The organism is Vibrio sp. 2304, from assembly GCF_033339475.1.
In the GTDB taxonomy this organism is placed as follows: domain Bacteria; phylum Pseudomonadota; class Gammaproteobacteria; order Enterobacterales; family Vibrionaceae; genus Vibrio; species Vibrio alginolyticus.
This window is the reverse complement of record NZ_JAWOUQ010000004.1, coordinates 264,018-284,374: the sequence shown is the minus strand read 5'-3', so window position 1 is coordinate 284,374 and position 20,357 is coordinate 264,018. Positions and strand designations below refer to the sequence as shown.

The 20,357-nt window shown below is 45.4% G+C and carries 19 protein-coding genes; 8 read left to right on the top strand and 11 right to left on the bottom strand.

Annotated elements, in window-relative coordinates:
• Positions 1-129 precede the first annotated feature (129 nt).
• The 3 genes from R7P64_RS10725 to R7P64_RS10715 all read left to right on the top strand — a co-directional run bounded on the left by R7P64_RS10725 (position 130) and on the right by R7P64_RS10715 (position 3,096).
• Complete coding sequence (locus R7P64_RS10725) at positions 130-807, top strand: response regulator transcription factor (RefSeq protein WP_005389368.1); 678 nt, start codon at positions 130-132, stop codon at positions 805-807.
• Complete coding sequence (locus R7P64_RS10720; protein ID WP_318123491.1) at positions 804-2,090, top strand: HAMP domain-containing sensor histidine kinase; 1,287 nt, start codon at positions 804-806, stop codon at positions 2,088-2,090. Before R7P64_RS10725 ends, R7P64_RS10720 begins: the two co-directional genes overlap by 4 nt.
• 109 nt (positions 2,091-2,199) lie before the next feature.
• Positions 2,200-3,096 carry a 1-aminocyclopropane-1-carboxylate deaminase/D-cysteine desulfhydrase gene (locus R7P64_RS10715; protein ID WP_318123534.1) on the top strand — a complete coding sequence of 299 codons (897 nt, stop codon included), beginning with the start codon at positions 2,200-2,202 and terminating at the stop codon, positions 3,094-3,096.
• 39 nt (positions 3,097-3,135) lie between these two features.
• Here R7P64_RS10715 and R7P64_RS10710 read toward each other — a convergent pair whose 3' ends face one another.
• Positions 3,136-3,678 (bottom strand): hydrolase, encoded by a 543-nt coding sequence (locus R7P64_RS10710; RefSeq protein ID WP_005457944.1) that lies wholly within the window; start codon positions 3,676-3,678, stop codon positions 3,136-3,138.
• A gap of 150 nt (positions 3,679-3,828) precedes the next feature.
• Positions 3,829-4,689: a LysR family transcriptional regulator gene (locus tag R7P64_RS10705; protein WP_154205168.1), complete on the bottom strand. Its 861-nt coding sequence runs from the start codon at positions 4,687-4,689 to the stop codon at positions 3,829-3,831.
• Positions 4,690-4,788: 99 nt separating this feature from the next.
• On the opposite strand from R7P64_RS10705, the gene R7P64_RS10700 reads away from it, so the two are divergent.
• The gene (locus R7P64_RS10700; protein ID WP_031781331.1) at positions 4,789-5,853 is read left to right on the top strand and encodes an HlyD family secretion protein; all 1,065 of its coding nucleotides are present in this window, start codon (positions 4,789-4,791) and stop codon (positions 5,851-5,853) included.
• A 9-nt stretch (positions 5,854-5,862) separates the two neighbouring features.
• A complete protein-coding gene (locus R7P64_RS10695) occupies positions 5,863-6,882 on the top strand; it encodes a DUF2955 domain-containing protein (RefSeq protein ID WP_005389391.1) in 1,020 nt (339 codons plus the stop codon).
• Between the two features lie 815 nt (positions 6,883-7,697).
• Here R7P64_RS10695 and R7P64_RS10690 read toward each other — a convergent pair.
• Complete coding sequence (locus R7P64_RS10690; protein WP_031780992.1) at positions 7,698-8,726, bottom strand: methionine synthase; 1,029 nt, start codon at positions 8,724-8,726, stop codon at positions 7,698-7,700.
• A gap of 30 nt (positions 8,727-8,756) precedes the next feature.
• Complete coding sequence (locus R7P64_RS10685; RefSeq protein ID WP_005376733.1) at positions 8,757-9,731, bottom strand: DUF1852 domain-containing protein; 975 nt, start codon at positions 9,729-9,731, stop codon at positions 8,757-8,759.
• Between the two features lie 1,099 nt (positions 9,732-10,830).
• Between R7P64_RS10685 and R7P64_RS10680 the strand changes: the two genes are divergently transcribed.
• Both R7P64_RS10680 and R7P64_RS10675 read left to right on the top strand, forming a co-directional pair.
• Positions 10,831-11,748: a leukocidin family pore-forming toxin gene (locus tag R7P64_RS10680; protein ID WP_005376731.1), complete on the top strand. Its 918-nt coding sequence runs from the start codon at positions 10,831-10,833 to the stop codon at positions 11,746-11,748.
• Positions 11,749-11,823: 75 nt separating this feature from the next.
• Positions 11,824-12,507: a topoisomerase I gene (locus R7P64_RS10675; protein ID WP_130545126.1), complete on the top strand. Its 684-nt coding sequence runs from the start codon at positions 11,824-11,826 to the stop codon at positions 12,505-12,507.
• A gap of 65 nt (positions 12,508-12,572) precedes the next feature.
• Here the strand turns inward: R7P64_RS10675 and R7P64_RS10670 are convergent, their stop codons facing one another.
• The 7 genes from R7P64_RS10670 to R7P64_RS10640 form a co-directional block, all read right to left on the bottom strand.
• The gene (locus R7P64_RS10670; protein ID WP_318123488.1) at positions 12,573-13,277 is read right to left on the bottom strand and encodes an ABC transporter ATP-binding protein; all 705 of its coding nucleotides are present in this window, start codon (positions 13,275-13,277) and stop codon (positions 12,573-12,575) included.
• 22 nt (positions 13,278-13,299) lie between these two features.
• Positions 13,300-14,583, bottom strand: a complete 1,284-nt coding sequence (locus R7P64_RS10665) for an ABC transporter permease (protein ID WP_005385781.1) — start codon at positions 14,581-14,583, stop codon at positions 13,300-13,302.
• A 2-nt stretch (positions 14,584-14,585) separates the two neighbouring features.
• Entirely contained in the window at positions 14,586-15,800 is a 1,215-nt protein-coding gene (locus R7P64_RS10660) for an ABC transporter permease (protein WP_025623335.1), read from the bottom strand.
• Positions 15,797-17,068, bottom strand: coding sequence for a TolC family protein (locus R7P64_RS10655; protein ID WP_005385783.1), 1,272 nt, complete (start codon positions 17,066-17,068; stop codon positions 15,797-15,799). Before R7P64_RS10655 ends, R7P64_RS10660 begins: the two co-directional genes overlap by 4 nt.
• Positions 17,061-18,194, bottom strand: coding sequence for an efflux RND transporter periplasmic adaptor subunit (locus tag R7P64_RS10650; RefSeq protein WP_005385784.1), 1,134 nt, complete (start codon positions 18,192-18,194; stop codon positions 17,061-17,063). The genes R7P64_RS10655 and R7P64_RS10650 overlap by 8 nt, the downstream gene beginning before the upstream one ends.
• Before the next feature lie 227 nt (positions 18,195-18,421).
• On the bottom strand, positions 18,422-18,856 hold the full coding sequence (locus R7P64_RS10645) for a hypothetical protein (protein WP_017633884.1): 435 nt from the start codon (positions 18,854-18,856) through the stop codon (positions 18,422-18,424).
• A gap of 2 nt (positions 18,857-18,858) precedes the next feature.
• Positions 18,859-19,671, bottom strand: a complete 813-nt coding sequence (locus R7P64_RS10640; RefSeq protein WP_115386178.1) for a TIGR02594 family protein — start codon at positions 19,669-19,671, stop codon at positions 18,859-18,861.
• Positions 19,672-20,096: 425 nt separating this feature from the next.
• Here R7P64_RS10640 and R7P64_RS10635 point away from each other — a divergent pair, with 425 nt between their 5' ends.
• Positions 20,097-20,318 (top strand): hypothetical protein, encoded by a 222-nt coding sequence (locus R7P64_RS10635; protein WP_005385790.1) that lies wholly within the window; start codon positions 20,097-20,099, stop codon positions 20,316-20,318.
• Positions 20,319-20,357 lie beyond the last annotated feature (39 nt).

Sequence of the window (20,357 nt, the reverse complement as noted above, 5' to 3'; positions counted from 1 at the left end):
GAATGAATCCAGTCTACAAACATCAATGTGAAAGAGATGTTATTGACATCTTTTTCACGTCCTTAGTGAATAATGTTCGGTTAATACGAAATGTTATTTTCGAACACCTGCCCACTTGGAGAGAAATACATGAAACGCGTACTTTTAGTCGAAGATAATCGAGAAATCGCAGGCATGCTGTTCGATTATTTTGAGTGTGCAGGTATGGAACTCGATTATGCAGACAACGGCGAGCTCGGCCTGAAACTGGCGATGGAAAACACCTTCGACATCATCTTGCTCGACCTCATGCTGCCACGCATGGATGGCCTGACCATGTGTAATAAACTTCGCGACGCGGGCAACAACACACCAGTGCTTATGCTGACGGCGCTTGATAGCCGTGACGATATGCTCAAAGGCTTCCAACACGGTGCTGATGACTATCTGACCAAGCCTTTCGATCTGGATATTCTTGAAGCGCGCATGATGGCCCTGATCCGCCGTTACCGTGGCACTGTCGCATCGAGTAAGTTGGAATACGGTGAAGTGTCTATCGACCAAAAAACGCGTAAAGCTTACCGCCAAGATAAACTGCTGGCGCTAAACCCCACAACTTACACCATTCTGGAAATGCTTGTGAAAAGCGCGCCAGACGTAGTGACACGTGAAGAAATCGCCTTCCAACTTTGGCAAGAAAACGAGCCGAACAACGATGTTCTGCGCAGCCACATTTACCAACTGCGTAACCAACTTGATAAGCCATTTGAACAACATGTGCTGATCACCGTGCCGAAAGTTGGCTTCCGCTTGGAGACAGGTGCATGATCAATCGCTTACTTGCCAGCACGCAAAGCACACAAAGTATGACAGGGCGACTCGCTCTGTTTTTCTCTTTTGTGTCGGTCGTGATTGGCATCTTCTGCTTTTTGTTGATTACCGGCTCCCTGCTTTGGTCTGAAGACCGCGTGGGCGAGCGTCGTATTATGGTCGATAAAAAAGAAGCGATTGAACATTTCCAGTCCCACCCAGAGCAAGGCAGTATTCAGCTTGACCTGCTCACCACCGCTTACAACGACATCTCATTGGTTGCCGAGCGCTACCAAAAATACCTGATTGGTCAAAAGCACTTTCTTGATGAAGTAGAAGACGGTGAATACTCGCGCATGGTTTACATGAGCACTTACACCTACAAAGGCGTTGAACATCCTGTGATTCTGGTTTCCTTGATTGATGAAATCGAGATCACCTCAGAGGAATTCATTCTCGTCGTCGCTATGGTGTTGTCCATTGTCGCCGTGCTGGTGTTTCTGTTTGGTAGCCTGCTGCTGCGTTTATCACAGCGCTTAATTGAACCCGTCAATGCGCTTAAAACTCAACTCGATCGTCACCAAGGCGATGCTACGCAGACTTTTAGTGTGCCTGAGGGCTCGGCCAAAGAGTTCCAAACCCTTGCGGATGAGTTGAATGAGTACCGCCACAAAATCAACCAAGTCATCAAGCGTGAGCAAGCCTTTGCACGATACGCAAGCCATGAACTGCGTACACCGTTAACCGTAATGAAAGGCTCAAGCAGCTTACTGGCGAGAAGTGCGAACACGGATTTCCAAACCCGCCAAGTGAACCGAATTCAGGATGCGACGCAGCAAATGTCGACCATGGTGGATGCCCTACTCGGCTTAGTGCGTTATGAACGCAATGCAGACGATTCACCGGTGCGCAGTATCACCGAAGAAGAGCTGAAACAAATCATCTTCCAAAGCCAAGCTCAGGCGGATGAGAAAGCACTCAGCTTTGATGTACAGATAGACGGCAACCCTAGAACGCGCGCGACCAATGCCGTGTTGACCATTATTCTTGGCAACCTGATTCGCAACGGCATCGCCGCAACACCTTCGGGATCAATTCATATCAATATGGATGAAAACACCATTTCGGTGCGCGATGAAGGTGAAGGCTTTTCAACCATTCCACATTCTGATGGGCACGGATTAGGTTTGATGATTGTGGACGATTTGTGCCAACGCTATGGCTGGCAATTTAAGATTGGTACACATCCAGAAGGTGGTTGTGAGGCAAAAATTAACCTCGCAACAGAACATCAGGAATAACCGAAATGGATGTACTGAAACCCAGACTTTTTATCTGGGTTTAATGGCGTTACACTACGCGCCCTTTTTAAATGGCAAAGGTGACACGGTTTATTCCGTCAGCATCGACATGAAACTCTCAGAAAGTCCTATCACCCAACATAGCTTTAATGGGCGCAAATTTTTCCTTAAACGTGACGACATGCTCCACTCCCACTTTTCTGGGAACAAAGCACGTAAGTTTATGACGTTAATGGAAGAGCAAAATCCCGACATCACCACGTTAATAAGCTTTGGCTCCGCTCAATCTAATGCCATGTACTCGCTAGCGGCTCTCGCCCAGATTAAAGGTTGGGCATTTGAGTTTTATGTTCATCACATTCCATCTTGGCTAAAAAGCTCCCCCATCGGAAACTATCGCGGCGCTCTCGATTTGGGTATGAAAATCACCGCCATGCAAGACATCGGTAGCGAACTCCACCCTAGTGAATACATCCACCAGGTACGAAGATTAGATGAATCGACATTGCTTATTCCAGAAGGTGGACGTTCCCACCTCGCTGAAGCTGGCATCAAACAGTTAGCACGAGAAATTCTTGATTGGACGCGATTGAGAGGTAAAGAGCAGTTTGCGGTCGCCCTGCCATCAGGCACTGGCACGACGTCTTTATATCTTCATAAACATTTAAGTCCACACGGCATTGAAGTGCTAACTTGCCCTTGCGTAGGCGATGCAGATTACTTAACTGAGCAGTTCAACCAGCTCGGTGAAAATAGCCACCCAACCATTTTAACCATCCGCAACAAACACCATTTTGGTCGCTTGTACGAAGAAGATTACATCACATGGAAAGCACTCTTTGAGCAAACCGACCTCGAATTTGACCTGTTATACGACCCGTATATGTGGCAATGCCTAACACCTTGGTTCGAAGAGAACACAGATAAAACGGTGATTTACATTCACCAAGGCGGGTTACTTGGCAACGAGTCGATGTTGCCAAGATATCAACGAGAATTTGAATAGCGTGTTCAAATAAAGTTGTTGCTGATTACAGTGATTCCACTATTTGATGAGCGCCAGAATTTCTTTGAATTCAGGTGCTCGGCAATCTTCGACCATTTCATACAAACACATTTCTAACCCAGTGAGCACCACACCGTTTGCGGTTAACTTCGCAAGAGCAAGCGCTTTATTGGCAGCGGTTCGGGAAGATACACAATCCGTGACTAATTCAACGCGATAACCGGACTGACGCAGAGAAACCGCGGTTTGATAGACGCAAATGTGGGATTCAATACCGCAAACCAACCAGGTATCAACTTTCGCGTTCTCCACCGCGACCTTAAACGTCGCCTCTTTGCAACCATCAAACGTGTACTTGGTAATAGGTAAATGCGTACTTTCAAGCACTTCACGAATCGGCTCCGCGGTTGGGCCCAACCTTTCTGGATTCTGTTCTAGCCACAGAATAGGCAAATCTAGTGCTTTGGCGCCCTTTACCAGTTTCGTGATATTTTCAATCAGAGCGTCACTTTCATGCATTAATGTAGCGAGTTTGCCCTGAACATCCACCACAATCAGGCCCGTGTTTCCTTTCGATAACATTTCCATCTCCTATCTTGTGCGACCACAAACCATACTCAACAAGTTGAGCAATAGTTAATGTATCAGAATCCTTTCATGTTAGAGCACTAAAACCTAGAAAGATGACCTTCGCTCACACATTTGCTCTTAGTTAAGAGTGGTTTGAACTGACTATTTAAATTTCTCTCGAATTAGCTCAATCAAGGCTTTGACTTTATTGGGCAGAAATAAGGCCGAGGGATAAATCAGAGTAAGATGCTGCTTCGGATGCGCGAATTGAGGCAGCACCTCGACCAACAAACCATCTCGCAATGCAGGCTTGGAATGAATTTGTGGAATAAACGCGATGCCGTTTCCTGCTATCGCCATCGAGCGCAGCAAGTTGAGATCGTCCGATCGCAACGCGACATGCAAATCTGAATCGAGCAAATCGGCATTGTAACGATTAGTTAAAAGGCGATGCTGCTTAAGATCTTCCACCGTTTTTACTGGAGGATGCGATTCTAGATAAGCTTTTGACGCAACAAAGTGACTACGATAAGGCAAAAGACTGAACTGCACATAGCTGTCATCGGTGACTTTGACCACGCTCGGAAGAAGCTGTAAATCAAACGATTGACGCTTGAGATCGACACTCTCTTGATAGTTTTCAATCTCGACCGAAATCTCCGGATACCGCGTTGTGTACTCGGTGATGATCGCGTTAAACGCGGCAGAGCTCATCAATGCGGAAGGAATGGCTAAACGCACCTTGCCCGTCAGCTCTTGTTGATATTCGTTCATGGCATTTAAACCTTGCTGAATATGGTCAATAGGCTGCCCCACCAACTCAAACAAGCGTTTCCCGTGCTCCGTCAACTCTATGCTGCGTGTTGTGCGGATCAAAAGCTGTACCCCGAGCGATTTCTCTAATTCTTGCAGGCGACGACTCACTTTTGAGCGTTGTAGTTGATTCGCCTCTGCCGCTGCACTTATACCGCCGTGAACCACCGTCTGAGTGAATAGATAAATATCATCAAAACTAACGTTCATTGTCCTATTTTTAGGTCATTTATGTTCGTATTATCATTCTACTGAATTGTGAGTGACTTCTCTATAATCCGCTATCCAATATGTTTAACGGAACTTGTAATGACGGCTGACCAAAAATTCAAACACTGGATGCGAACTTTGATTGTCCTGTTCATCGTACTATTTTTGTACATTATCATTGCTGACCGCTACGCCCCCTTAACGACCGAAGGACGAGTGCAAGGATACGTTGTCCAAGTCGCACCCGAGGTATCTGGTAAAGTGACCGACGTTCTCATCGAGAATAACCAGTCCGTTCAAAAAGGCGATGTGTTGTTTACGATTGATGATCGTAAATACAAGATAGCGCTTGAACAGGCGGAGCTGTCTCTGCAATCCGCCTATGAAAAAGAAGCAACACTGTATTCTCAACGCGAAGCCGCTCTTGCCAATATTGCCCGCGCACAAGCGACATTTGATAATGCACACCGCGAGTACAACCGCTTACTGACACTATCGAAGCAGAAAGTCATCTCTCAATCGACACTCGATAATGCCTTTGCCCAAAATCAGGTATCACGTGCAGCGCTTAAAGCGGAACGACAAAACTTAAAAGTCATTGAGGCGCAATTAGGCGATCAAAAAGGTCAAAGCACCGCCGTTCGAATTGCCAAAAACGGCATCGAAAAGGCGCAACTTGATTTGGCAAATACCGCGGTACTCGCTCCCAGTGATGGTGTCGTGACCAACCTGCAACTAGAAGTTGGCACGATGGCAAACACCAACATGCCATTGCTGACATTTGTACCAACAGGATCACTCTGGGTAGCCGCTGATTTTCGTGAAAAATCCGTCGCGAACGTAGACAAGACTTTCCACGCCTTGGTTACATTTGATGCCAACCCAGGTTCGGTGTACGACTTTGATTTAGCTAGCCGCGATTACGGTGTAGCAGCCGCACAACAAACGCCTAATGGCGCACTAACCAAAGTGGAAGTGAACAACCGCTGGGTACGTGATGCGCAGCGTACACGAGTGAACCTAACCAGCAGCGAAGAGTTACCACCAGCACTGTTTGTCGGCTCTCGCGCTACCATTGTTTTGTACCCAGACAACAGCATTTTCTGGCAGTGGATGGCGCAAGCACAGATTCACCTCGCAAGCTGGTTCCACTTCATTTACTAGGCGGCGACAATGAAAACCTTACGAATTTGGTTCGGCTGCTCTTTAGGGCTCGCGCTAAGCATGATCTTCGGTTGGTCTTACGGATTTTTTGCCATCATGATGCCGCTGTTTATATTGGGCAGAATGGACAACTTTAATCTTTCGGCTTTATTGATCGTGTTTTTCTCTGCGGTGTGGACAACCATACAAGCCACATTTTTGCTGGAATACTTGCAGTTTCATCCAACATTAATGACCGTAGCCGTCGGAATCATGATGCTGTTCAAGTGCATTGCAATGATGAACCAGAAAACCTATTTGTTTGGTTACATGGGGCTGTTAGTGGGTTCAATTGTGTTGAATTTTGCCAGCTATAACTTCATGGATATTGAAGAGTTCAATGTCAACATGTGGGTGATGGCGTTCAGCAATATTTTTGTTTGCGCATTCGCGTATTGGTTGTTCCCTGAGCCAAAATCCTCCGCCGAACACATTGAGATATCGACCCCCGTAAAAAGCGATATTGACTACATCAGCCAAGTTGCCATGGGTTGGGTAGTGGCGATGGCGGCATTTATCGTATTCCAAGTAGCAGACTTATATGACTCGCTATCCGCACAAGCTTCCATTTTGATCATCCTAACCCCAATGACTTTAGCGGGCTCGCTCGCCATGGCAAAAATTCGCATCATCGGCACCGCACTAGGCTGCATCGCAGGGATGGCTGTTCAGCTGATATTGGGCAGTTGGTATGGGCATGGGCTACTCTTTTGGCTCGCCTTTACCATTGCGATGGGGCCATTCTGCTTGTGGCTCACCAAGGGGCAAATTAAAGCGGCTATCGCGTTTTCTGCCATGTCTGCCCTATCGGTTCCGCTGACGACTTCATTGGTGCCAGAACAAAAAGACGCGTTCTTTTCGATCTTGTACCGTTTCAGCTCGATTTTCGTTGCGGTTCTGCTCACCGCGATGGTGATGTGGGTGGTGCATCACTGGATTCGTGTGATGTTGCTAAAGCATCCTGAGATTAAGAACGTGGAGTTGAATTAAATCTGGCCGAGGCTGGAAGCGGGAAATGTATGCCGCTCACTTTACTGTGAGCGGCATTTTTATTTAAAACGGTCACCCTGAACATCGAGGAACGAGCGTGATTCATGATCTGCTCACCGAGTGCTGTGAAGTTCTAAGGTTATCGCCATTTTCCAGTGAGTTGTTAGTAGATTCCTAGTCTCGTCTAGACTCGCTGGAATGACCCTGCCTTGGAGCAGATCCAATACCTAGGGTTGTGGCGAGCGATGTATCTTCCAACATCCGTCATCCAGAACAGCGAGGGACGAGCGTGATTCAGGATCTACCCACCGAGTGCTTTGAAGTGCGAGAGTTATCGCTATTTCCTAGCGAGCTGTAACCCGATTCCTAGTCTCGTCTAGACTCGCTGGAATGACCCTACCTTGGAGCTGCTCTAATACCTGGTGGATGGCGAGCAATGTATCTTCCAACATCCGTCATCCTGAACAGCGAGGGACGAGCGTGATTCAGGAGCTCCCCACCGAGTGCTTTGAAGTGCGAAAGTTATCGCTATTTCCCAGCGAGTTGTAATCAGATTCCTAGTCTCGTCTAGACTCGCTGGAATAACCCAAATTTGAATACAAGCCAAATAGTTGGGTATGTGAGTAACATATCTCCCAACATCCGTCATCCTGAACAGCGAGGGACGAGCGTGATTCAGGATCTACCCACCGAGTGCTTTGAAGTGCGAAAGTTATCGTCATTTCCTAGCGAGCTGTAATCAGATTCCTAGTCTCGTTTAAACTCGCTAGATTGACCCTAATTTTAGTTCATGGTGCGGAGCCTAAGTATTAATATCAACCCACCAACTCTTTACGAATGATCTCCGCACCCGCACTTAACGCATTGAGCTTAGCGGTCGATACTTCACGAGACAAAGGTGCCATACCACAGTTGGTACATGGGTAAAGCTTGTCGGCATCAACGTACTTCAACGCCTCTCGCAATGTGTTCGCTACTTCTTCTGGCGTTTCAATTTCGTTGGTAGCGACGTCAATCGCACCAACCATCACCTTCTTACCGCGAATCAACTCAAGTAACTCAATAGGCACTCGTGAGTTATGACACTCAAGCGAGATAATATCGATATTTGACTGCTGCAATTTAGGGAATACTTCTTCATATTGTCGCCATTCAGTGCCTAGCGTTTGCTTCCAATCTGTGTTCGCTTTGATGCCGTAGCCATAGCAGATATGCACCGCCGTTTCACATTTCAGCCCTTCAATCGCACGCTCTAAACATGCAATGCCCCACTCGTTCACATCATCGAAGAACACATTGAACGCAGGTTCATCGAATTGAATGATATCGACACCTGCCGCTTCAAGCTCTTTCGCTTCTTGGTTGAGGATCTTTGCAAATTCCCAAGCCAGCTTTTCACGGCTACCGTAATGATCATCATAAAGTGTGTCGATCATCGTCATAGGGCCTGGCAGCGCCCACTTGATAGGTTGCTTAGTTTGCTGACGCAAGAACTTGGCATCTTCAACAAACACGGGCTTTGTGCGGCTTACTGGGCCAACCACAGTCGGAACACTTGCTTCATAACGGTTGCGAATGGTCACCGTTTTGCGGTTTTCAAAATCTACGCCGCTTAAATGCTCAATAAAGGTCGTCACAAAATGTTGCCGAGTTTGCTCGCCATCACTTACGATATCAACGCCTGCCAGTTCTTGTTCTTGCAAAGCGACACGTAGCGCATCGCGTTTGCCATCAATCAGTTCTTCACCTTGCAGTTTCCACGGTGACCAAAGTTTTTCTGGTTCGGCCAACCAAGAAGGTTTCGGTAAGCTGCCAGCCGTTGAAGTCGGTAATAGTGTTTTCATCGTCATTCCTTTCTAGATTCTCGTTATCGATTACGCGCAGCTTGCAGACCATTGTTCAAGCACAGATTGATAAGGTTTGATGAAATGCTCCTCGGCAAATTTCCCTTGTTCAATCGCCAGTTGGCTGCGCTCTTCTCGGTCGTAAACGATTTGAGTTAGCGAGTGGTCTAGGTTTTTTAAGTTTGGCTGGTAGCAATTACCGGCAACCGCGTTGGCATTGTAAATCTCAGGTCGGTAAATCTTCTGGAATGTCTCCATCGTGCTAATCGTACTGATAAGCTCTAGGTTTGAATAATCGTTCAACAAGTCACCGAAGAAGTAGAATGCCAATGGTGCAACACTGTTTGGCGGCATAAAGTAGCGCACCTGTAAGCCCATCTTTTTGAAGTACTGCTCCGTCAACGAAGATTCGTTCGGCTGATATTCAAAGCCCAAAACAGGATGTTGGTTTTCGGTGCGTCGATATACCTTGTTGTCCGATACGCTCAGACAAATCACTGGCAGCTTTTTGAAATGCTGTTTGTAAGACTCAGAATTAACGAAAGCTTTGAACAGTTTGCCATGCAAATCACCGAAGTTCGCTGGGATACTGAACTGTGGCTGGTTTTTGTTGTGGTCCAACAGCAAAACGCTAAAGTCGTAATCACGCACGTATGAAGAGAAGTTGTTGCCCACAATGCCTTCGATACGCTCGTTAGTGTTGTGGTCAACAATGTTAGTTTTGAGCACTTCAATCGATGGGAAGGCTTCTCCACTACCTTGGATATCCATATCAACGGAGATGATTTCAAGTTCAACGGAGTAGCGGTCACCTTGCGCGTTATCCCAATATGCCAACGCATTAAAACGATTGTCGATCATTCGGAGCGCATTGCGCAGATTCTCTCGGCGGTAGTTTCCGCGAGCCAGATTAGCAAAGTTGGTAGTGATTCGCGTGTTGTCTGATGGTTGGTAATTCTCATCAAAGCGAATGCTTTTGATAGCAAATGTGAAATCGTTATTCATCGTGAGTTGGTATCCTATTTCCTTAGATAAAGCAGACTTTTCCTAACTCTGTGCATGGGGACATTTTTTGTTTTTTGGTTTTCCCAATCGTTAGGTTGCACAGCACTTACGACGAACGGTTCGTACAAAAAACGACCGTCGCAGTGCCTAACACCAGAGCAGTCCTTTTTTTATACTTGCTTCACGAGTTGAGTAATATTGGTATTGTTTCACATTGAACATGAAGGAAATTCATAGTGGCAGTTCCAACCCTGAGAGAGCTATCGTAGATACTGTTTTTCATTGACACCAATACACGTAACTTGGCGAGCATATTGCCAATATGTGTAATTAAGAAACGGATAAGAGATTAGCAGTACGTAAACCAGTTTAAGCCGAGAAAACGCATTGTATGAACAAGGCACCAACTGGAATATAGGACAGCGTAACTTAAATATTACTTTTCACACTCCATCGTTTATTCAAGCATTCGTTTAATTAGAAGTACGTTACATTTATATTCTCGGAAACATGATTATTTAATTATCTTATTTATTTCTTTTTCTATCTTTACCATCTTAAACGTAAAGTTTAATTTCCTGCTGTAAAGCACATATAACTTCATACACGAACATGGCAACTTCATTGACGGACTTTATCACTCAACTATTACATTAAGCTCTAAAAAACAACAACAAAAAAAACATAAGCCACTGTTTTAATTTGAATTAAAACCATAAACCCGAGATAACCACATAACGATACTTTACTTAGTTTGGTATAACAAAAACCCTAAAAATAACATGGCTAACATTTATAAAATTCACTTTTATCAATAAAAAAGCTCAATATAACATTAGAAAATTAAAATTAAGCAATAACTTAAAAAGACAAGACTTAATAACCAAATTCTTATTTATTATAGTTGAGTGGTGAATTTAAAAACTATGAGACATTAATCCCACGAATCTATCCTTTTTCTTTTTTTAATAAAAAACAAGATGCACTATTTCACCGCTCATTTATTGAGCTTGAATTTATAACCTGTCCATAATTATAAAGTGCCCATCAAGACAGTTTAAAACAAAAGTCTTTATGGGCTGACTAATAGGAAACAATAATGGAAAAACAGCATCTTTCCGCGAGTATTATCGCACTCGCTTTACTTGGTTCTTTAGCACCAGCACATGCTGAAGATACATTAAAATCTTACACTTCGACGTTGCTTCAGCTTGATGATGGTGATGCACGCTCGAAAAAAATCCGCTTAATTTATTCTTTAGAAAATGTCTGGAACCAATCTTTACTACCAAATGGCGCTAAAGAAGCCAAGTTGATCCTAAATGGCGGTTCTGGCTTCGACATGACTAATGTTCCAAACAAAGAACAAATCTATGGTTTTGCCACTGGGGGAGATTACCGTTACACCGTTCCAACGGCTTTTAAGCTAGCACTGAGCTATTTAAATGGCGCCCCTTTACGCCACATGAGCCATGCTCCCGAAAACACCATTGCAACGGCATCTGTCAGTGAGTCGCTAGATTTTAACCTTGGATTCAGTGCTTCTACTTCTCCAAATATTAGTGGGGGAATCTCCTGGAGCAACCGTGTAACGTACGACCAGCCAGAGTTTCAAACGGTTGCCGATTTTAACCAAGCTAACGAAAGCATTAATTGGTTAATTGAAAACAAGACTATCCGCCATAATACGCCAGCTAAAGACTGGTTATTGTATCGTTGGACCAGTTGTGACATGGGTAATTTGATTGATTACAATGAGTTACCTGTCGTTATGCGTTCAGACTTTAAACCACAAGTCGGCGTCGTATATAGAAAAAATGACATTCAAGATGGCCTAGATACATCAGAGGTCAAGCTGGTTGCTGGTTGGCGAAAAACCAATTACTACTTTGGTCGCGACTGGTGTAGTTGGTATACCACTCCAGAAAATACCTGGAAGAAAAATCGTGATAGCAGTCAATGGACAGAGACTAGCCGAGCCGTAACTATCTCTTGGAATGACGATCTCTACCACTAACTTATTAGCCTGCGGCCACGGAATAAATAAGTGGCCGCCGTATTTACTAATGAAATAAACGGTAAGACATGACACATGACAAGTAACAAAAAACTCTTGACTGGATCGGCGCTAGCACTTGGTGCAGTACTCGCCATATTTCTGATTAATTCAAATAACAAGAATGCCCAGACCGAACCTGTTGCAAGCCTTGACGAGCAAATCAAGACAGAAGACGCTGCGACAATAAGTGTAACGCCTCCTGAGAGCAATGCTGCTCAAAAGGTGGTTACCACTCCAACACCACAAAGTGGCAATGATGATACTTCCGACGTCATTCCAGCTACACCTTGGATATCTGCCCCATTAAATGAACTGAGCAATGAACTGTACGATTTTATTGAAGCTGAACAGGTAAGTTACATCAGTACGACCGACTATCCATTCGACGAGCAAAAGCAAAAACAATTGCGAACATTAGCTAAGCAAGGGGTTCCTATCTTGTTTGACAATACGGAGTCATCCTATTTGGATAGCTACGGTGTCAGCGAAACCAAAGTCGTATCAGAGTATTTTGGTACGGCGTCTGAAGGTGATGTCATCATCGCTACCGGAGTACAGAATGCAGATGGCAGCATTCATTATCTAGTTTTGCCTTTGAAGAGCAAAGATCTCAACGATAACAGTAAATTGATTGAGGACACTAAGCTCGCAATCACTCTACTTAAAGAACAAAAGCATGACTTGATAAAAGAGAGACAAAACGAACATCGCGAATAAAAGTAAAGGGAGATAGCCTCTGTATCGCTATTTCCCTTAAAACTCAGTTCTCAATTAAGAAAAGCTCATTTCTCCCTACTTACCGGCACCCTATCCGAAATCACCTTGCCGTCTTTGATGGTGATGATGCGTTTAGTGCGCTCTGCCAGAGCGTTATCGTGCGTCACGATGATCAGCGTTCTACCTTCGGCGTGGAGTTGGTTGAACAAGGCTTCAATCTCTGCGCCGGATTTTGAATCCAATGCACCCGTTGGTTCATCTGCTAAGATGATTTGCGGATCGTTGACCAAGGCTCTTGCAATCGCGACTCTCTGCTTTTGACCACCAGAAAGCTGGTTTGGTTTATGGTCTAAACGATCCCCTAGCCCGACTTGCTCTAGCAATTTAGATGCGCGCTGGCGACGTTCTTTGGCTTTGATACCAGAGTAAACCAACGGCAGCGTCACGTTATCAAGCGCCGTCGCATATTCCAATAAGTTAAAGCTTTGGAAGACAAATCCAATCTTTTGGTTACGAATGCCAGCCAGCTCATTCGCACTTAAACTTGCGACGTTTTGGCCGCCAAGTTGGTACTCGCCATCGGTGGGCTTATCTAAACAGCCGAGCATGTTCATCAACGTTGACTTACCCGAACCGGACGGGCCAAGAATCGAAAGAAACTCGCCTTGATTAATGGTTAAGTCAACGCCGTCTAGCGCGCGAACTTCCGTCTCCCCGCTTGAGTAGTATTTGCAGATGTTGGTCAGCTCAACAAGCGGCTTGTTCGACATGTTCTCTCCAGAGTTATTGTTGTTATTCACTTTGTAGCGCCTCCAACGGGCTGACTTTTGCGGCTCGGTTTGCAGGTAACCATGCAGATGCCACACCAATTATCACTAAGGTGAGGATGATTATCGCGACAACGACCCACGACAACTCCGGGACAGGTTTACCCAGTTGTTCATAAAAGGCATTGCCCTCTAAAGGAATGCCACTGATGGCAGACACCAGCGCGTACGTCACGGCTAACCCAAGCGCGCCTCCCATCATCATTGTCAATAAAGACTGCACTAAATAGTGCATGCGAATGGCCGTTGGGGTTGCACCGACTGCCATGCGCACGCCGATATCACGCGTAGATCGCTTTACGGTGGCGTACATCACATTGGCGATGCCAACGCCAGCAACAGCTAACGTCACGAAGCCGATAATGCCAAGAAAACTCTGCAAACCTATCAGAAACTGCTGCATACTCTTTTGTTTAAGGAACATATCATCGACTTGGACGACCTGTTCATCACTGACACTTGCCCCGTGCTTACGGGCAATCACTTGCCTGATCGTCTTTGCTAAGGCTTCTCGGTCTACATCGGCTTGTGGTTGCACATTGATGCCACCAATTTCACCGTTGACATGAAATCGCTTCCACGTCGCTAACGGCACAAAGCTGGAATAGTTGATAAGATCCCCCAGTTCTATTTGAGCGCTGTTTTTCTCCAATACGCCCACAACGGTGAACTCCTCATTGCCGATTTTTACCTTTTGCCCCACAGGGTTGACTTGCAATGTGACTGTCGCAAACCAACTAAAGTCCTCATTCGGGTTGAATAAGTCGGCTGCCAGTTCATAACCCAGTACAACGACTTTGCGCGTCTCTTTTTGATCGAGTGGATTTAACCATCGCCCCCCCGCCATCGGCACCAAATTGGTCATGGATTGAAACTCGCTCGTGACCGCTAACGGTTCTTGCCACGAGCTTCTGTCACCAACGGTGATGCGCTCTTTCCACTTCGCAGTTGGCGCAACGCTTTTTACATCGGGTAACGCTCGAACGACCTCTGAATCGTCCATTTTTAATGTCAGAAACTTGCCTTGGTGAAAAGCACCGTGGTCGACGGTGGCCATCCCTCCGGTCAAATAGATCAAGTTGCCGTTACCATTTTGTGCGGTTTTCAATACGCCCTGACGAATGCCCTCACCTACCGCCAACATAGCAGCGATACAGAGGGTCGCCCACGCGACTGCCAGAATGGTCAAACCCAATCTCAGCTTTTCTGCGGCCATTTCTTGGAAAATTTGTCTCATCGGTAACAACATGACTAAGCCCTCGCACTCAAAGCAATGACTGGCGTGAGACGCGATGCTCGCCTTGCTGGGAAATACGATGCCATCAATGCCAAGATAAGCGTCACAAGTAAAGACCAAGCAATGGAATCTGGCGTGATCACAGGCAAACCAATCCATTCCGGTAATGCCATGCTGCTTAGGACAGATACCACTGCATACGAAAACATCAGACCTAATGCCGTGCCCACGGCTACCAAAATAAGCCCTTCAAGAATAAACTGACTGAGTATGGATTTTTGAGTCGCCCCGATCGCCAAACGCACACCGATTTCACGCGTGCGCTCCGTGACAGATAAAAACATGATGTTGGCAACGCCAAGCGCACCGACCGCCATGGTCATCGCGCCGCTCGCTCCGAGAAAAATCTGAATGCCACGCAAAATTCCACTGATGACCGCCGCACCTTCACTAAAATCGGGTAATTCGACCGCATCTTTATCACTTGGGTCAAAATGAAGCTGCTTGGCGAAAAAGTTCACGATATTTTGTCGAAACGACGGTGCATCCATCCCGTCTCTCGGCTTCATCAATACCATCCAAGGTTTCGCATCCCACAAATCGCGGTACGTTGTTTGAGGAATGAAAACCGTGCGGCTATCGCCGAATGAAATGCCAGTGTCCTCACCAACGGTTATCCCAATCACCAAAAACGGAATGCCGTTGACTTTGAGCCTATCCCCGATTTGGATTCCGCCCATTTGCGCAATTTGATCGCCTAACACTGCCACGCGAGTGTGGTTTTTCATATCACTTGGTGACAGGTTTCTCGAACCGGATTGCAGCTTGCGTTGTATTAAAGGAAAGTAAGACGTATCAATACCGCTGACCGTACTCGATAAGTTCTGTCCTTTGAGATTGGTGATATTCGCATCCCATTTGGCGTAAACGCTTGACGCCTGTTGCACGAAGCCTGACTGTTTGATCATGTCGACTTTTTCTTGTGGAATATCAATTTGTCGTCTTGAAGGTAACCCTTGCCACGGTTTACTGGTACTCGACGGAAACACCACTTGCACATTGTTGATCATAAATGAAAACGACTGGGTCTGATGGCGATAAAAGCCTTCGCCAAGTGCGATTAACACCACCACAGAGATCACGCCCCAAGCAATCGCGATAATGGCCAGCACGCTCTTCATGCGGTGCGCCATCAACGTTTGCCAAGTTTGTTGCAATAGACTGCTCATGAATGAAAAGCTCGAGAGATCAACGCCATGGTATCGTCATCGAGTTTCCCTGCGGTTTGCAGTAAGCCGATTCTCTTGCGCCAGTAGCTGTACAAGTTGGTTTGCAGACTGTTTTTCGCCTCAAACAAGCTGTTGTGTGCGCTGATAACTTCCGACACTTCAAGCAGGCCAGCGTCGTAAAGTTTCTCTTTGCTTTGCAACACTCTGGCGCGCGACTCAACCAGCTCGTTCGCTATCAAAACTTGATTCCAGTTGATATCGACCTGCGTAAACTGCTGAATAACTCGTTTCTGAATATCAATTTCCACTCTACGCATATCTTGCTTGGCACTTAAAATGTTCAACGATGCTTCGTCCACTTTCGCTCGCACTGCACCATTGAGGTCAATCGGCAAACTCAAACTAATCCCAGCGTTAAACTCGCCGTTTGAACGACTATCACCATCGCTGTAGCCCACACTGCCTTTGACGGTTGGGTAGTATCCACCTTTAGCTGAATCTTTCGCGAACTCGCTCGCTTTCACCATCTGCGCCGCCACCAACAGCTCTGGACTACTGTCTTTCGCCAGCTTTAGCCATTGCTCCTGAGAGTCCACCAGCATCGGTGGCTGAATCAAAGAATCCGTTCGAATTTGGTCGACACTCTCCGGCATTTGATTGATTAACGCCGCAAGCTCTGCTTTTTTCACTTCGAGATCGGCTTTTGCATTGAGGATACTTGCTTGCTCAGAGACTTGATTCGCTCGCATCTCTTCAACATCAACCGACTTCACTTTGCCTGCTCGATAGCGTTTCTCGATGATGTTGAGAAGTTCCTTCCCCTCCTCCAGCTTGGACTGCGCCAATTTGAGGTCGCCCTGTGCGCTTGCCACATCTAGGTAAGCGGTGAGCAACTTCTGCGCAAGCTCGTTATGTGATTGAGATAGCTCTAACTGTGCTTTGAGATAATTGGCATTCGCTTGATCCAGTTCCGACCACAAACTGCTATCCCAAATAGTTTGAGATAAGGTAGCGCCGTAACTGTTGGAATGGCTTGAGGACTCATTCCAATCCGCTGACGCACTGGCACTTAAACCCGGCAATAACGCACTGCGGCTACTCTGTACGCCAACCTCGCCAAGCTGGACGCCGATTTTCGCTTTTTCGTAATTTGGATCGTTCTGCTTTGCTTGTTGCCAAGCTTGTTCAATAGAAATTGCGTAGGTCGGCAAACTGAGCGTGGCAGCCAACAATGCAAAGGCGATTGTTGATCGTTGCAGCTTAACCATGCGCCGCTCCCATCATACTGTTGTCGATAACCTCTTCATCAAGCTCCACGCCGTCAAGCACTTCGACATTGATGCCATCTGACAGACCGAGTTTCACAGGTTGTTTATGAAACCCTTGTTCTGAGCTATCGGGGATCAGAACATTCGGTGCGTCACCATCAAATTGCAGAGCGCGCTCCGGTAGCGTGAGCACGTTTTCAGAAGTCTTCAGAATGATTTGAGCCGTCGATGAAAAACCAGAACGAAGCAACACATCTTGTGGGATCTTGAGTTCTCCCACTTCAACCTCAAAACCGTTATCAAAACTTTTAGCCGAAGCGTTGCCTTCTGGTGAGTTAAGGTTCTCAGATTGAATCGCTACTTTGGTTAGCACACCAGAAATCGCCACATCAGGATAAGGCGCAACCGTCAACATAACGGGCATTCCCGGAGACAACTGCGCAGCATCATGCTCACTGACGCTACCTTTAAAAATCAGACTGTTCATGTCGGCCAATGACATCATTTCAGTCGCGGCTTGGCTTGATTGAGTCGAGATGATCGGCTCTCCGACCTCAACTTTCTGGTTGAGTACCGTGCCATCAATTGGCGCGTAGATCGTCGACGTTAAACGCGCATCACCGATAGACGCCTCACCACTGCGGATGAGTTCGAGATTCTGGCGCTTTTGCAATACGTCCGCTTGCGCAGATTTGACTGCCGAGCGCGCACTTACGTATTCGTCGTAGTTACTTGGAATAATGTCCTGCTTGACCAAGCTTTCTAAGTTGGACAGTTTTTGTTTGGCGGATTCCAGATCGGCTTCGCTACGCATGAGTTCTGCCGATGCATCCGTTAATGCTTGGGGTGTTGGGTTTGGACGCACTTTGATCAGCGGCTGGCCTTGCTTCACCTTTTCACCAACTTTCGCGTAAATTTCACCGACGATACCGTCGATTTGTGACTTGATAGACACAGAGTGTGCAGGGACAATTTTACCAACAGCCACCGCTTGTTTTTCAATCGTGCCTTTTTCCACAATCAATGTAGGCAGCAATTCTGGTTGAGCAGCAGATTGGAGATAGAAATACGTACCACCGCCGAGCAGCGCGATGCTCACAGCGGAGACAAGCCAACGTTTCGTCATTATTTATTCCAACAATTATTGGGTAGTCTAATGACTACTCCTAAAACACAAAGTTGAAGGAATAATATCCTGCTTTAATAGCGGTTTGGTTGTCACAGTTGGTAAGGCTTTGTCAGTCGCCTCTGACAATCAAAGACTAAAAAATCTCGACGAATCATTCAGCAAAGACGCTGTCTACGATGGCGACTAACAAGCTCTGTAACCGCTCGTTTCAACCACCACCCATTTCATTCTGAACAATGTGCAAAATGGCGCTGTTCTGTATCCAAGTGAGCGGCTGTTTCTTGAGCGTTTAATATGTTCTCTTGATTAGCCCCAAACTCAGCCCCCGTTCCAGGCCAATAATATGTATCTTTATCACGACATAGTGTGAGAATGACAGGATCATTGTGTATATTGGGCTCATCTCCTAGCTCGCCATACATACTGAAAGTAATCTCAGACCCAACGTCTCCACGAAGTTTCTGAATCACTTCTGCTTGAACTTTAAAGAGAACATCTTCCTCGTGTTCAGCAAACTTTTCAAAACCTGTAATTTTCACCACTGCAGAATAGGGCGTTTGAAATATCGCATCTTTGAGTACCTCATTCTGAGAGTACACTCCCTGTGAAGCACAAGCTGATAAGCTCACACAGCCTAGCAAACTTATAAATTTCTTCATATTTAACTTTCCGTTCCTGCTAAGGCAGAGCCTTTTGTATATATAGGTAAAGTACCTTTTGTTTCATCGTAGTTACTCGGTACTACGAACTTGTCCCAGACATCAATAGAGTACTTTGCTATATTGACTTGGTTGCTTTGGTTTCCTCCTAACATGTACAAATGCCTACCATCAGGGCTCTTTCCCACGACAAAAGCAACATGCCCACCACCTTTTCTCGATTTAATCCCTAGAGCTCCATGTATAGGCTCTGAGATGTTTTTACCAAAACCCTTCCACTCCTTTGCTCGATAAGCTTCTTTTACTGGAGTGATTCCGTGTTGTTTAAAAACCCAAGCGGCAAACGAACCACACCAAGCATTTTGACCTCCAGAGTCATCAGTGCCCCAGAACTTAGATGCTGTAAAATACTCTAAAATCCTTGGATTGGCCTTAGTGCCTGAAACTTCTTTTTGTCCAATTTCTCCCAACGCTGTTTTCATCCAAGGCACTTTGGTTACTAGTTTTTGAGCATCATGAGGATCATTTTTCACTGAACTATAGGATGGTAATCCATTGAGCTTACGATGAGTTCTACCATTTACATCGATCCGACCATCTGGCTTTACCATATAAAGTAGCTTACGCTGACACACTTTTATTGCCTCTACTGTTTTCGACAAATGAGGACTCCGCCCTAACGAGCCATCAACAACCAACAGTCGGGTAAAACCTATTCTCTTTTGGTTATCATTTAAAAATTGTTGAACTGCTTTCACATCATTTTTCGAATTAGTGCCATTTATACCAACAGAGCCACGGATTTTTAATCCCATTCTCGTTACCTTTATAACTAATCATATAATTAAGAAAGTACGCTTTAGCGTGACAACAATAAAGATAAAATGTTGTTTTATACGATTAGCCATACGAAGGGAATTAGGTGTTGAAAATATAGATTACAAATAAACTCAGCTCATATCACTAAAAACACCTATTTATCATCTTTTGGTCACGCTTCAAAGCAGGACAGCCCAGATGTTTTAAACCATGCGTATTAATAGACGAAAAAATGTTTATAAATAAACAATTAAATTAACATAGTAAAACTATCAATTACTATTTTAAATTTAAATAACACTTCCTTTTTAAGGGCACTCTATAATTAAATTTATCAAACTTTAATTTTTATTAAATTGAGCTTTAATTTATTAATCTGACTATTTAACTAATTTCATTTCAGTTAATTGTACTTTTTGGCATGTTAGCGGGTGATGGCGGCGCCAATAACACCGACCCATTTTCAGAAGGAATAACGGACGATAACCAATGGATTGTGGAAGAACCACACATGATGATTATTACCCTAGACCAAGTGTTGCTCGACTCTCTACCAACCGGTTCAAGTTATGATGGCCCATACGTGATGTGGAATGGTATGCCATACGCACACATTATTATTCCCGTTAGAGCGAGAAAATAAAAAGAAAAAATCCGATACTCAATATTTTGAATATCGGAT

Coding starts and splice junctions, on each gene's coding strand:
- R7P64_RS10725 (WP_005389368.1), top strand. CDS start 130: ATGAAACGCGTACTTTTAGTCGAAGATAATCGAGAAATCGCAGGCATG.
- R7P64_RS10720 (WP_318123491.1), top strand. CDS start 804: ATGATCAATCGCTTACTTGCCAGCACGCAAAGCACACAAAGTATGACA.
- R7P64_RS10715 (WP_318123534.1), top strand. CDS start 2,200: ATGAAACTCTCAGAAAGTCCTATCACCCAACATAGCTTTAATGGGCGC.
- R7P64_RS10710 (WP_005457944.1), bottom strand. CDS start 3,678: ATGTTATCGAAAGGAAACACGGGCCTGATTGTGGTGGATGTTCAGGGC.
- R7P64_RS10705 (WP_154205168.1), bottom strand. CDS start 4,689: ATGAACGTTAGTTTTGATGATATTTATCTATTCACTCAGACGGTGGTT.
- R7P64_RS10700 (WP_031781331.1), top strand. CDS start 4,789: ATGACGGCTGACCAAAAATTCAAACACTGGATGCGAACTTTGATTGTC.
- R7P64_RS10695 (WP_005389391.1), top strand. CDS start 5,863: ATGAAAACCTTACGAATTTGGTTCGGCTGCTCTTTAGGGCTCGCGCTA.
- R7P64_RS10690 (WP_031780992.1), bottom strand. CDS start 8,726: ATGAAAACACTATTACCGACTTCAACGGCTGGCAGCTTACCGAAACCT.
- R7P64_RS10685 (WP_005376733.1), bottom strand. CDS start 9,731: ATGAATAACGATTTCACATTTGCTATCAAAAGCATTCGCTTTGATGAG.
- R7P64_RS10680 (WP_005376731.1), top strand. CDS start 10,831: ATGGAAAAACAGCATCTTTCCGCGAGTATTATCGCACTCGCTTTACTT.
- R7P64_RS10675 (WP_130545126.1), top strand. CDS start 11,824: ATGACAAGTAACAAAAAACTCTTGACTGGATCGGCGCTAGCACTTGGT.
- R7P64_RS10670 (WP_318123488.1), bottom strand. CDS start 13,277: ATGTCGAACAAGCCGCTTGTTGAGCTGACCAACATCTGCAAATACTAC.
- R7P64_RS10665 (WP_005385781.1), bottom strand. CDS start 14,583: ATGTTGTTACCGATGAGACAAATTTTCCAAGAAATGGCCGCAGAAAAG.
- R7P64_RS10660 (WP_025623335.1), bottom strand. CDS start 15,800: ATGAGCAGTCTATTGCAACAAACTTGGCAAACGTTGATGGCGCACCGC.
- R7P64_RS10655 (WP_005385783.1), bottom strand. CDS start 17,068: ATGGTTAAGCTGCAACGATCAACAATCGCCTTTGCATTGTTGGCTGCC.
- R7P64_RS10650 (WP_005385784.1), bottom strand. CDS start 18,194: ATGACGAAACGTTGGCTTGTCTCCGCTGTGAGCATCGCGCTGCTCGGC.
- R7P64_RS10645 (WP_017633884.1), bottom strand. CDS start 18,856: ATGAAGAAATTTATAAGTTTGCTAGGCTGTGTGAGCTTATCAGCTTGT.
- R7P64_RS10640 (WP_115386178.1), bottom strand. CDS start 19,671: ATGGGATTAAAAATCCGTGGCTCTGTTGGTATAAATGGCACTAATTCG.
- R7P64_RS10635 (WP_005385790.1), top strand. CDS start 20,097: ATGTTAGCGGGTGATGGCGGCGCCAATAACACCGACCCATTTTCAGAA.